At 68.3% G+C, this 11743-nt stretch carries 12 protein-coding genes; 4 read left to right on the forward strand and 8 right to left on the reverse strand.

Translation table 11 applies throughout. From position 1 onward, the window contains the following. Together HC022_RS29130 and HC022_RS11450 are read left to right on the forward strand one after the other, a co-directional pair. On the forward strand, window positions 1-2707 hold a 2707-nt coding region (locus HC022_RS29130; RefSeq protein ID WP_254885056.1), incomplete at its 5' end, for a DNA translocase FtsK. A 319-nt stretch (window positions 2708-3026) separates the two neighbouring features. Beyond that, on the forward strand, window positions 3027-3608 hold the full coding sequence (locus tag HC022_RS11450) for an outer membrane lipoprotein carrier protein LolA (RefSeq protein WP_008883591.1): 582 nt from the start codon (window positions 3027-3029) through the stop codon (window positions 3606-3608). A gap of 21 nt (window positions 3609-3629) precedes the next feature. Here HC022_RS11450 and HC022_RS11455 read toward each other — a convergent pair whose 3' ends face one another. Then, the gene (locus HC022_RS11455; protein WP_008886353.1) at window positions 3630-4220 is read right to left on the reverse strand and encodes a lytic transglycosylase; all 591 of its coding nucleotides are present in this window, start codon (window positions 4218-4220) and stop codon (window positions 3630-3632) included. 258 nt (window positions 4221-4478) lie between these two features. Here HC022_RS11455 and hspQ point away from each other — a divergent pair, with 258 nt between their 5' ends. Beyond that, complete coding sequence (hspQ, locus tag HC022_RS11460; RefSeq protein WP_040383802.1) at window positions 4479-4805, forward strand: heat shock protein HspQ; 327 nt, start codon at window positions 4479-4481, stop codon at window positions 4803-4805. A gap of 31 nt (window positions 4806-4836) precedes the next feature. Continuing rightward, a complete protein-coding gene (locus HC022_RS11465; RefSeq protein ID WP_167452507.1) occupies window positions 4837-5448 on the forward strand; it encodes a LysE family translocator in 612 nt (203 codons plus the stop codon). Window positions 5449-5452: 4 nt separating this feature from the next. On the opposite strand, the gene HC022_RS11470 is transcribed toward HC022_RS11465, so the two are convergent. The 7 genes from HC022_RS11470 to HC022_RS11500 all read right to left on the reverse strand — a co-directional run. Beyond that, entirely contained in the window at window positions 5453-6505 is a 1053-nt protein-coding gene (locus tag HC022_RS11470; RefSeq protein WP_167452508.1) for a low specificity L-threonine aldolase, read from the reverse strand. Continuing rightward, window positions 6505-6975 carry a YcgN family cysteine cluster protein gene (locus HC022_RS11475; RefSeq protein ID WP_089962056.1) on the reverse strand — a complete coding sequence of 157 codons (471 nt, stop codon included), beginning with the start codon at window positions 6973-6975 and terminating at the stop codon, window positions 6505-6507. The genes HC022_RS11470 and HC022_RS11475 overlap by 1 nt, the downstream gene beginning before the upstream one ends. After that, window positions 6972-7904, reverse strand: a complete 933-nt coding sequence (locus tag HC022_RS11480) for a bifunctional riboflavin kinase/FAD synthetase (protein ID WP_167452509.1) — start codon at window positions 7902-7904, stop codon at window positions 6972-6974. The genes HC022_RS11475 and HC022_RS11480 overlap by 4 nt, the downstream gene beginning before the upstream one ends. 140 nt (window positions 7905-8044) lie before the next feature. After that, on the reverse strand, window positions 8045-8698 hold the full coding sequence (locus HC022_RS11485; protein WP_167452510.1) for a YggS family pyridoxal phosphate-dependent enzyme: 654 nt from the start codon (window positions 8696-8698) through the stop codon (window positions 8045-8047). Beyond that, the gene (locus HC022_RS11490) at window positions 8689-10146 is read right to left on the reverse strand and encodes a tetratricopeptide repeat-containing sulfotransferase family protein (protein WP_254885057.1); all 1458 of its coding nucleotides are present in this window, start codon (window positions 10144-10146) and stop codon (window positions 8689-8691) included. The genes HC022_RS11485 and HC022_RS11490 overlap by 10 nt, the downstream gene beginning before the upstream one ends. A gap of 105 nt (window positions 10147-10251) precedes the next feature. Beyond that, the gene (locus HC022_RS11495) at window positions 10252-10662 is read right to left on the reverse strand and encodes an ACT domain-containing protein (protein WP_167452512.1); all 411 of its coding nucleotides are present in this window, start codon (window positions 10660-10662) and stop codon (window positions 10252-10254) included. 132 nt (window positions 10663-10794) lie between these two features. Further along, window positions 10795-11743, reverse strand: a 949-nt coding sequence (locus tag HC022_RS11500) for a porin (protein WP_167452513.1), incomplete at its 5' end; no start/stop codon positions are given.

Consider the following 11743-nt stretch of genomic DNA (forward strand, 5'->3'; position numbering starts at 1 on the left):
CGACCGCCGTCAGCGCCGCCGCGACGAAGAGGCCGAGGCCGCCGCCTGGGCGGCCGAGCAGGAAGCCGTGCCCGCCCCCGTCGCCCCGGCCAACCGGGTGCAGCGCGCGCCGGTCATGTCCGCCGCCCCCGCGGCGCCCGTGGTGCGCTCCGCGCCGCTGGTGGCACCGCAGCGCGGCCACCAGCCCGCCACCTATGCCTACGACATGGAAGACGACGACGAGCCGGTGGTCGACTGGGACGAGCCGGTGCACGCGCCCGAGCCCGAGCCCAAGAAGCCGAGCCTGCTGTCGCGCATGCCCTCGCTCATCAAGCGCTCCGAGCCCGAGGACCTGCCCGAGCCCGAGCTCTACGAGGCCGAGATCCTCGACTATGACGTGGACGAGCCGCGCCAGGACCGTATCCGCGCCAAGATCGCCGATGTGATCCGCGCCCGCCGCCGCGACCCCGCCGAGGAGCCGGCGCAGCCCGCCTTCGTGCCCGACCCGAGCAAGCCGCTCACCAAGGGCCGTGGCCGTGGTCCCGATCCGCTGATCTACCGCCCGGCACCGCGCGCCGAGCCGCCGCTGACCGCCGCCCACGCACCCGCCGCCGGGCTGCCGCCCGAGCCGCCGCTGTCGGCAGTGCGCACCGGTGTCGCGGCGACCGCAGCCGTGGCCGCAGCCGCCGCGCCCGCCGTGGCCCGCGCCATCCCGCCGGCCCCGGCCGAGGATGCCGACACCGATTTCGCCGAGGACTTCTCCGACGACTATTCGGACGATTTCGCCGACGACTACGCCACCGAGTACCGCGAGACCGAGGCGCCGGAGGCCCGGTCCTTCCCGCGCGTCGACCGTGGCCCGATTCCGCAGGCCGAGCCGCCGGTTCCGACGTGGCAGCCCGAGACCGACGGGGACGATGACGGCTACTACGGCGACGATGACGGCTACAGTGCCGGTGACGAGACCGCGGACGCCGGCGAGGCCGATGCCTATGACGCCTATGGCGATCACGGCGACTATGGCGATGACGATGATTACCGCGACGAGGACGACTATATCCCGTCGCTGCCCGCCGACATGGCGCGCCCCGAGATCCCGGTGGCACAGCCCAAGAAGGTCGTGCAGCAACCCCAGCGCAAGCCCGTGCAGCCGTCGCGCCGCGCACAGGCCGAGGCCCAGCCTCAGCTTGGCTTCGACCCGTCCGAGGCGGTGTTCGAACTGCCGCCGCTGGGCCTGCTCGCCAGCCCCGATGCCATCGAGCGCCACCACCTGAGCGACGAGGCGCTGGAAGAGAACGCCCGGATGCTCGAGACCGTGCTCGACGACTACGGCGTCAAGGGCGAGATCGTCTCGGTCCGCCCGGGCCCGGTGGTCACCATGTACGAGCTCGAGCCCGCGCCGGGTCTCAAGGCCTCGCGGGTGATCGGCCTGGCCGACGATATCGCGCGCTCGATGTCGGCGCTGTCCGCGCGGGTCTCGACCGTGCCGGGCCGCTCGGTCATCGGCATCGAGCTGCCCAACGAGAAGCGCGAGATGGTCTCGTTCCGCGAGATCCTGTCGAGCCGTGACTACGGCGATGGCAACCAGAAGCTGCCGCTGGCGCTTGGCAAGGACATCGGCGGCGACCCGGTCGTCGCGAACCTCGCCAAGATGCCCCACCTGCTGATCGCGGGGACCACGGGCTCGGGCAAGTCGGTGGCGATCAACACCATGATCCTGTCGCTGCTCTACAAGCTCACGCCCGACGACCTGCGGCTGGTGATGATCGACCCCAAGATGCTGGAACTGTCGGTCTATGACGGCATCCCGCACCTGCTGTCGCCGGTGGTGACCGACCCCAAGAAGGCCGTCGTGGCGCTCAAGTGGGTCGTGGGCGAGATGGAAGACCGCTACCGCAAGATGTCCAAGATGGGCGTGCGGAACATCGACGGCTACAACGGCCGCGTCGCCGAGGCGCTGAAGAAGGGCGAGATGTTCAAGCGCACCGTCCAGACCGGCTTCGACGACGAGACCGGCGAGCCGGTGTTCGAGACCGAGGAGTTCGAGCCCAAGAAGATGCCCTACATCGTCGTCATCGTCGACGAGATGGCCGACCTGATGATGGTTGCGGGCAAGGAGATCGAGGCCTGCATCCAGCGCCTCGCGCAGATGGCGCGGGCCTCTGGCATCCACCTGATCATGGCCACGCAGCGGCCCTCGGTCGATGTCATCACCGGCACGATCAAGGCAAACTTCCCCACCCGGATCTCGTTCCAGGTGACCTCGAAGATCGACAGCCGCACCATCCTTGGCGAGATGGGCGCCGAACAGCTGCTGGGCATGGGAGACATGCTCTACATGGCGGGCGGCGCCAAGATCACCCGCTGCCACGGGCCGTTCTGCTCGGACGAAGAGGTCGAGGAGGTGGTGAACCACCTCAAGGCCTTCGGTCCGCCGGAATACGTCTCGGGCGTGGTGCAGGGGCCGGACGAGGAGAAGGCCGACAACATCGACGCGGTGCTGGGGCTGAACACCGGCGGCAACACCGGCGGCGAGGACGCGCTCTACGACCAGGCGGTGGCGATCGTGATCAAGGATCGCAAGTGCTCGACCTCCTACATCCAGCGCAAGCTGGGCATCGGCTACAACAAGGCCGCCCGCCTTGTGGAGCAGATGGAGGACGAGGGCGTCGTGAGCCCCGCGAACCACGTCGGCAAGCGCGAGATCCTGGTGCCGGAGCAGGCCTGAGGCCCGCTCCGGGAGGGGGCGCTGCCCCCGTCCGCTGATGCGGACACCCCCGGGATATTTAGAGCCAGAGGAAGCCACGGGCCGGTCGGTTCCGTGGCTTCTTTCCGTTTCAGGGCAGGGGCAGAGGGGACGGCGGCGGCGGTCCCGGGGGGCCGGGCCGGGGCGGGCAGGCGCGGATTTGCCGTTTCGCTGGGCGCGGCTTTGTCATTTGCCCGGGCGCGCCCTATCTGTCACCGGAACACGGGGGGCTGTTATCGCATGACCGCGGCTTTTGCGGCATGGCTGACCCGACCACCCGAGCAGGACGAAGGAAGACCATATGCTCCGACTCATCACCGCCGCGCTGACGGCGCTCGTGCTGACCACCGTCTCGGCGGCGGCGCAGCAGCTCTCGCTGAACCAGATCTCGCAGTACCTGAACTCGATCCAGTCGGCGAAGAGCCCGTTCACCCAGATCAACGGGGACGGCACGATCTCGACCGGGACGATCTCGATCAAGCGCCCCGGCAAGGTGCGCTTCGAGTACAACCCGCCGGAACAGGCGCTGGTGCTGGCCTGGTCGGGGGCGGTCTACGTGTTCGACAAGAAGGTGCGCGGACAGCCGGAGACCTATCCGCTGAGCCAGACGCCGCTGTCGATCATCCTCGAGCGCAATGTGAACCTCGCGCAGCGCGGCATGGTGACCGGGCACAGCTACGACGGCACCGCGACCACCGTGACCGCGCAGGATCCGCGGCATCCGGAATACGGCTCGATCCAGATGAAATTCACCGGCAACCCGGTGGAGCTGCGTCAGTGGATCATCCGTGACGGCAACGGCAACACCACGACGGTGGTGCTGGGCGGGCTGCAGAAGGCCAACCTGCCCAACAGCCTCTTCGACGTGAACCGCGTCAACTGAAGCCGGAGACCGTGCGGCGCCTCAGCGCGCCGCGCGGCAGCCCGCCAGCTGGACCTCGTAGACGATCGCGCGGTTGCCCACCTCGTCGGCGACCCGGACCAGCCAGGCCTTGGAGTTGTGGCTGCCGCGTTTGAAGCCCGAACGGCCCTCGTGATAGGCGAGGTACTGGTTGCGGGCGTCGCGCAGGCTGATGCCGAGACCGTCGCGGGTGCCGGCCATGTACCAGCCCATGAAATCCGTCGCGTCGCGGATATCGTCGCGGCGGGCGCGGCGCTTGCCGGTCGACTCGAGATATTCGTCCCAGGTGCCGTCCAGGGCCTGGCTGTACCCGAAGGCCGAGCTCTGCCGACCGTTGGGAATGACCCCGAGGGAATAGCGGAACGGAGTCCGCGCATCGGACTTGAACTTGCTTTCCTGGTAGATCGTGGCCATCTGCACATGCACCGGAACGCCCCATTTGCGCTCGGTCGCCTTGAAGGCGCGGATGTAGTTCGGACGCTGTGTCAGGATTGCACAGGCGTCATCGAGATTGTCAGGCGATCTGCCACTGCCACCACCGCCACATGACGCTGCCAGCAGCACGACCACCATCGCGCGAAGCCATCTGCTCATCTGCCTCTCGCTCTTCTGAGTGTTATTGGTTTTATCGTGTTTTATGGTTTTCTTGCCTGCGGTAATTGTAACGCAACGGCAGAAGGGTTGGAATCACAATCGCGATGGGCCCCTTGTTCAGCGGGTCTATGCCTGCCACGCAACACTGCCGGGAACCGGAACTGTCGGATGCGCGTTCACAGTGTGTTTCTGATAAATTGCGTCCTAAAGTTGGACATCACACCTTAGAAATGACAAGACTTGGCCCAAGAGGTTGCCATGCATACACAGCGCGCAAAATATCACCTTGGCCAGGTCGTCCGGCATCGCAAGCACCCGTTCCGCGGGGTTGTCTTCGACGTGGATCCCGAGTTCAGCAACACCGAGGAATGGTACGAGGCGATTCCCGAGGACTCGCGTCCGGTGCGGGACCAGCCGTTCTATCACCTACTGGCCGAAAACGATCAGAGCTTCTACGTCGCCTACGTGTCCGAGCAAAACCTCGTCGCCGATTACTCGGGCGAGCCGGTGGATCATCCGGACATCCCCGACCTCTTCGGTGCCTTCAACGACGGCGCCTACGAGCTGCATTTCCACATGAACTGACCCGGACGGGAGGGGCGAGAGCCAGCGTCGCATGGAACCGGCCACTCTTCTCGCCCTCGTCGCAGCCTGCGTCGCCCTCGCGGCCTTTCCCTTCCCCAATGTCGCCCTCTTCGTCGGCAACCCGCTGGCCCATGGCGCCCGCCACGGGCTCGCTACGGTCGCAGGCACCACGCTGGGCATCGCGTTTCAGGTCATGCTCGTGGCGCTGGGGCTCGCGGTGCTGGTCGAGCTCTTTTCGGAAGCGTTCCAGTGGCTGCGCTGGGCCGGGGTGGTGTGGCTGACATGGCTCGGCATCGCCGCGTGGCGGCGGGGCAGGGCGGAGTTGGCGACGCTCGAGCCGCCGCGGCGGGCGCCGGTGGCGCTTTTCGTGCAGGGCGCGCTGATGGCCTGCGTGAACCCCAAGACGCTGCTCTTCAACGCGGCCTTCCTGCCGCAGTTCGCCGATCCCGCGCGCCCGTCCTCGCTGCTGGCGGTGGCGGCGGTCTACCTGCTGACGATGGCGTCGGTCGACGTGGTGTGGGTTCTGGCGGCAGGCAAGGCGCGGGGCTGGCTGGCGCGGGCCGGCGCCCTGCGGCACCGGCTGACCGGATCGCTCTACCTGTCGGCGGCGGCGGGGCTCGCCATGGCGCGGCTGCCGCGCTGAGGCGTCAGACCGCTGCGCGGACGGCGTCGACGAAGGCCGAGACGGCCTCGGGCTCCAGCGCCCAGTCGAACACCAGCCGGCCCATGACCGCCTCGTCGTCGGGGCCCTCGGGGCTGCCCCAGAGGTGATAGACGGCGCCCGCCTCCTGCACGGCGCGGTGCGCGGCGAGGGGCATCTCGAAGAAGATCATGTTGGCGTGGGTGTCGTTCAGCACGGTGACGCCCGCGCCCTTCAGCCCCTTCAGCCCCTGCAGCGCCTGGTCGCAGCGCGCGTTGGCGCGGCTGGCGAGGTCGTGCCAGAGATTGTCGGTCAGGTAGGCGTCCATCTGCGCCGCGAGGTAGCGTTGCTTGGAGAACAGCAGCGCCCCACGCTTGCGGCGGTATTCGAACTCGGCGGCTTTCTCCGCGTCGAAGATCACCACCGCCTCGACGCCCATCAGCCCGTTCTTGGTGCCGCCGAAGACGCAGATGTCGACGCCGATCTTCCAGCTCATCTCGGCGGGCGTGACGCCGAGCTTGACGGCGGCGTTCGAGAACCGCGCCCCGTCGAGATGCACGGGCAGGCCGTAGTCCCTGGCCACGGCGGTCAGGGCGCGCAGCTCGTCCATCGAGTAGACGTTGCCGCGCTCGGTCACCTGCGTGATCGAGACCGGGCCGCGCTTGGGGCCATGCACGCCGCGGGTCTCTTCGTTCTCGATGGCGGCGCGCAGGGCCTCGGGGCTCATGCGGTCGGCGTCGCCCACCAGCGTCAGCTTGGCACCGCCGGTGAAGAACTCGGGCGCGTTGCACTCGTCCTCGTGGATGTGCGCCACGGGCGAGCAGAAGACGGTGGCGTAGGGCGGGCAGAGGCAGGCCAGCGACAGCACGTTGGCGGCGGTGCCCGTCGGAACGAGGTGGACGGCGGCCTCGGGGGCCTCGAAGAGCGCGCGGATCTTGTCGGTGACCTGCTGCGACAGCGCATCGCCACCGTAGCCCATGGCATAGCCCTCATTGGCGCGGGCCAGCGATTCGAGCACCTGCTGCGGCACGGGGCCGGAGTTGTCGGAGGCAAAGAACATCAGACGGGCTCCTCGATGATGTGGTCTTCCCAGTCGTCCTCGTCGATCTCGAACTCGGGCACGGTGCGCCCGCGCATCGACACGCCCGCTGCATGCACCGTCTCGGGGTCGCCCGAGATCAGCGGGTGCCAGTCGAAGAGCGGCTCGCCCGCCCAGAGCAGGCGGTAGGCGCAGGTCTGCGGCATCCAGTAGGCGTGTTCGTCGATGTTCGAGGGCTTCAGGACGATGCATTCCGGCACGAACTGGTGCCGGATCGGGTATTGCGCGCAGCGGCAGCTCTCGTCGTCGAAGAGGCGGCAGGCGACACAGGTCAGCGCGACCTCGCCCGAGTCCTCGTCCTCGAGCTTGTTGAGGCAGCACTTGCCGCAGCCGTCGCAGAGCGCCTCCCACTCCTTGTCCGAGAGCTTGGCGAGGGGCTTCTTCTCCCAGAAGCGGGGCTCCAGCCCGTTGCGGTCGATGGGGTCGCTCATAGTGCCTCGAGAATCTCGCGGGCCCGGGCGCAATCCGCGTCCATCTGGGTGATCAGCGCGTCGAGCCCGTCGAACTTCTGCTCGGGGCGGAGGTATTCGACGAGGCCCACCGACAGCGTGGCGCCGTAGAGATCGCCCTTGAAGTCGAAGATGAAGGTCTCGAGGTTGGGCGTGTTCTCACCGAACATCGGCCGCACCCCGAGCGATGCCGCGCCGTGGTAGTTGCCCTTGTGCTCGCCGGTGATGACCTCGACCACGACCGCGTAGACGCCCTGCCTGGGGGGGTGCAGCCCTTCGATGGACATGTTGGCGGTGGGGTAGCCCAGCTCGCGGCCGCGCTGCTCGCCGCCGACCACGACGCCCTCGATGCGGTGCCAGTGGCCGAGCTGCGCCGCCGCTTCGCGCGGGTTGCCGTCGGTCAGCGCCTTGCGGATCGCGGTGGAGCTCACCTGCCCGCCGCGATGTTCGAGGATCTCGGCCACGGTCACGCCGAAGCCCATCTCGACACCGAAGCGCTTGAGGTCGTCCACGTCCCCGGCGCGGTTCTTGCCGAAGCAGAAATCGGCGCCGACGACCACGTGCCTGAGCCCGAGCCCTTCGGAAATCACCCGACGGGCGAATTCCTCGGGGGTGAGGGCGGCAAGTGCGCTGTTGAAGTTCAGCTCGTAGAGCCGCTCGACGCCCAGCTTCTCGAGCCGCGAGGTGCGCGCCTCGGGCGACATCAGCCGGAACGGCGGGGAGTCGGGGGCGAAATACTCGCGCGGGGGGGGCTCGAAGGGGAGCACGCCGCAGGGCGCGCCGCCGCCGGCCTCGCGCGCCATGCGGATCACCGCCTGATGGCCGAGGTGGACGCCATCGAAGTTCCCGATGGCGACGCTGGCGCCCCGGTCCTGGGGCTCGACGTATTGATAATCCCGGATGATCCGCATGGGCGAAGGCCTAGCTCTCCGTGTGGTCGGGCGCAAGGTGGGGCGAGACATTGCGCGCCTCGCCGCGGCCCCGGTGCCGGTGTTTCGGTCACACCGCGTCGCGGGGGGCTGGGAAGGGCGCTCCCGCCTCAGCCGCCGCCTCAGCCGTAGTCGCGTTCCCCGAAGATCGCCGAGCCCACGCGCACATGGGTCGCGCCAAGCGCGATGGCCTCCTCGAAATCCGAGCTCATGCCCATCGAAAGCCCCGTCAGCCCGTTGCGCTCTGCGATCTTGGCGAGCAGCGCGAAGTGCAGCGAGGGCGTTTCCTCGGCGGGGGGGATGCACATCAGCCCCTTCACCGGCAGGTCGAGCGCCCGGACCTCGGCGATGAAGGCGTCGGCCTCGACGGGCAGGACGCCGGCCTTCTGCGGCTCTTCTCCGGTGTTCACCTGCAGGAACAGGTCGGGACACTGGCCCATCTCCTGCGCCAGCCGCGCGATGGTGGTCGCGAGCTTGGGGCGGTCGACCGAGTGAATGGCCGAGAACAGCTCCATCGCCTGCCGCGCCTTGTTGGTCTGCAGCGGGCCGATGAGATGCACCGAGACGCCCTCGAAGCGGCTCATGAACTCAGGCCACTTGCCGCGCGCCTCCTGCACCTTGTTCTCGCCGAAAAGCCGGTGGCCCTCCTCGAGCACCGCCTCGACCCGCTCCAGCGGCTGGACCTTGCTCACCGCGATGAGCTCGACCGAGCCCGGGGCGCGGCCGGCATCGGCCTCGGCTTTTGCAATGCGGTCTCGGATGTCGCTCAGTCCCATGGCTCGTCTCCCCAGGCTTCGATGAAGGGTTGCAGCTCGCGCTCGTAGCGCGTCCAGGCGCGGGCGGAGCTGCGGTAGATCGGTTGGCGCACCTGGCTGACGCTCAGCGTCTTCACGGCGTCGCGGCTCTTGTAGAAGTCGAGGCAGGCGTCCTGCCAGTCAAGACCGGCAGCCGCGACCAGCGCCCGTGACTGCGGCTCGGGATCGGCGACCAGTTCCTCGTAGCGGATCTCGTGCACGACGCCGGGCAGGCGTTCCTTCCAGAACGCGACGTTGCGCCGGAAGCGCTGGATGGTGCCCGCGATGTCGGCGAGGTCGTTGGCGTAGCGGTGGGTGCCGGTGGCGAAGAAGTTGCGGAAGATCGACACGGCGATGTCGCGCGGGTCGCGCTGGACCACGATGATCCGCGCGCCGGGCAGCGTGTGGTGCAGCAGCCCCACCAGCAGGTGCGACAGGATCGACTTGTCGGTGATCACCGGCGTCTGGCCGGGGATGTCGCGGCGCACGAGCCGGGTGTAACGCTCGGCGAAGGCGCGGAGCCGCTCCGGCGGTTCCCTGTCCAGCGGGCGCATGGCCTCGCCCACGCCGAACTGCCCGTAGGCCAGCCGAAGCGCGATGCCGAGCTCGCCCCCCGCGGCAACCTCGCCGTGCGCGGCAAGGATGCGTTCGACCAGCGTGGTGCCCGAGCGCGGCATGCCGGTGACGAAGATTGGGCACGGGCCTCCGGTGGGGGCGCCTTCGAGAGGCGGCAGGCCGATGAGCCCTTCCTGCGCGGCACGGACACCCGCGAACTCGCGCTCCTGCGCCTCGGCGTCGAAGGGCGCGCCCTTGCGCTGCAGGGCGTTGGCGCGGGCGAAGCAGGCGAAGGCGCGCTCGGGCTTGCCGGTCTCTTCCAGGGCCTTTCCGAGCGCATAGCCAAGGGGGATGCGCGGCGCGTCGGGCAGGTCCTTGCGCGCCCAGAGCTTCTCCATCGCGGGCAGCAGCGGGTCGGTCGCGTCGATCTTCTTGGCGGCAAGGAAGATGCGGTAAAGCTGTGCCTCGGCAGGGTGCTTCCTGAGCAGGCGGCGGAAGATCTTCTCGGATTCGTCGAAGCGCCCCAGCAGCTGCAGGTAATGCGCCTTGTCGGCCTCGCTGCCGAGCGGGTCGGTGCCCCCGGCGATCAGGCGGTCATAGGCGGCCAGCGCGTCGTCGCTGGCGCCCAGATGGCGGAAGCGATCGGCAGCGTGGCGGGTCAGTTGCGGATGCGTGGGCGCCAGCGCCACGGCCTTGCGCAGCTGGCCGAGACAGGCCTCGCGGTCGCCCTCCTCGAAGGCGATGCGGGAGAGCTCGTAAGGGAACTCTGCCTGCTTGGGCGCGGCCAGCGCGAGCTGGGTAAAGGCGGCGCGGGCCTGCGCAAGGCGGCCGTGGGCCATGTGGCTCTTGGCGTCCTGCAGGAGCCGGGTCGTCATCTGTTTCGACAGGGGCAGCATGGGCGAGGGGGCCTCGGTGACTTGCGGAATCGCGGGGTGGCGGCGACCGAGCCGGAGCACGGCGCTGGAACGAGACCTACGCCATCATGCGCGGGACTGGAACTCTCCGGCGACAGATTCGAGGATCCCGAGCGCCTCGGCCTCGCGGCCGTCCGGCACGAAGAGGTGATTGTGGTAGAAGCCCGACACAGGGTTCACGCTGATGCCCGCCGCGGCCAGCCGCGTGGCGATATGGGCGATGAAGCCGACCGCCTCGAGCGAGGAATGGACGGTGAGGGTGATCATCCGGCAGGGAAAGTCGTGGTCGAGCCCGTGCGCCTCGGCTTCGTCGCGGGGCAGGATCAGTGTGACGCCCTCGGCCTCGTGGAGCGTCATGCGCGGGGCAAGGCCTGCGGGCAGGGGGCCGGGCGGGACGGTGGCGAAGACGAAGAGCTCGTCCGCCAACTGGGCCGAAAGGCTCTGAAGCAGCACGTCGAGGCGTCTTTCGCCGCTCATCGGAAGGCGTCCTTCTGGCCCGTGACCGTCGCGGTTGACCTTGGCGATCGGGTGGGGACAGCGATAAGCCATCCCCGAAAAAGAAAAGAGCGGGCCAAAGCCCGCTCTTCCCTGAACCAATCTCCGGAGAGATCAGAAGTTCATGCGCAGGCCGAGCGACCAGGTGTCGTAGTCGTCGTCGACGCCGCCGATGTCGTAGTCCGAGTAGCCGTAGCCGAGACGGGCTTCGAGGCCGCCGCCGAGGTCGTAGCTGGCTGCGAGGCCAAAGCCCGAGGTCTCGCCGGAGTCACCAGCGTCGTACTCACCGTAGTTCAGGCCGATCGCGACTGCGTTCATCTCGTAGCCGAAGCCGATGCCCCAGTGCTCGATGTCGTCGGCGAAGAACTCTTCTTCGACGTTCGCTTTGGTGTAGGTCAGGCCAGCCGAGAAGCCGCCACCGAAGCCAGCGGTTGCTGCGACGGTGGTGATGTCAGCTGCGTCGTCCAGGGTCTGGTAGCCGAGGCCGACGGTCAGGTCGACGGTCGAGACAGTGCCGCTCCAGGACACGCCGAGACCCCAGATGGTCGAACCGGTATCACGACGGCCGAGATCGTTCGGTGCGATACCGTTGGCAACTTGCTCGCCGGACAGCGAGAAGGTGAAGCCCTGGTAGGCGTAGTCGAAGCGAGCGACCTGGCCGTCGCCGAAGCCGTCCAGCGAGAGGCCGACGCCGTCGGTGTCGAAGTCGAAACCGTCGGAGTGGTTGAAGCCGAGGTGGATGGTTTCGTCGTCTGCCAGCGAACCGCCTGCGAGCGCCAGTTCCGGCACGCGTGCGTCGAGGGCGCCGTCGGTGTCACCCATGGTCAGGGTGGCGCCGCCGTAGGAGACGAACATGTTCTCGCCGCCCTGGTCGCTAGGACGCTCGAAGCGGCCCGGGTTCTTGTTGTCGGCGGCTTCGTCGAGGTCGATGGTTGCACCGAAGGTCAGGCCGTTGTCGGCTTCACCGGTCATGGTGAAGGTAACGTCGAGATCGGTGAAGAACTGAGTCTCGTTGTCAGCGCTGTATACAGTGTCGCCAACTTCGTTCGTGGTCTTCCCGCCG

This window comes from Salipiger sp. HF18, from assembly GCF_011806505.1.
GTDB classification, from domain to species: domain Bacteria; phylum Pseudomonadota; class Alphaproteobacteria; order Rhodobacterales; family Rhodobacteraceae; genus Salipiger; species Salipiger thiooxidans.

Excerpts from the sequence above, each read along its gene's own strand:
- HC022_RS11485 (WP_167452510.1), bottom strand. The coding sequence starts at position 8,698 with ATGGGACTGAGCGACATCCGAGACCGCATTGCAAAAGCCGAGGCCGAT.
- HC022_RS11475 (WP_089962056.1), bottom strand. The coding sequence starts at position 6,975 with ATGAGCGACCCCATCGACCGCAACGGGCTGGAGCCCCGCTTCTGGGAG.
- HC022_RS11455 (WP_008886353.1), bottom strand. The coding sequence starts at position 4,220 with ATGAGCAGATGGCTTCGCGCGATGGTGGTCGTGCTGCTGGCAGCGTCA.
- HC022_RS11470 (WP_167452508.1), bottom strand. The coding sequence starts at position 6,505 with ATGTTCTTTGCCTCCGACAACTCCGGCCCCGTGCCGCAGCAGGTGCTC.
- hspQ (WP_040383802.1), top strand. The coding sequence starts at position 4,479 with ATGCATACACAGCGCGCAAAATATCACCTTGGCCAGGTCGTCCGGCAT.
- HC022_RS11495 (WP_167452512.1), bottom strand. The coding sequence starts at position 10,662 with ATGAGCGGCGAAAGACGCCTCGACGTGCTGCTTCAGAGCCTTTCGGCC.
- HC022_RS11465 (WP_167452507.1), top strand. The coding sequence starts at position 4,837 with ATGGAACCGGCCACTCTTCTCGCCCTCGTCGCAGCCTGCGTCGCCCTC.
- HC022_RS11450 (WP_008883591.1), top strand. The coding sequence starts at position 3,027 with ATGCTCCGACTCATCACCGCCGCGCTGACGGCGCTCGTGCTGACCACC.
- HC022_RS11480 (WP_167452509.1), bottom strand. The coding sequence starts at position 7,904 with ATGCGGATCATCCGGGATTATCAATACGTCGAGCCCCAGGACCGGGGC.
- HC022_RS11490 (WP_254885057.1), bottom strand. The coding sequence starts at position 10,146 with ATGACGACCCGGCTCCTGCAGGACGCCAAGAGCCACATGGCCCACGGC.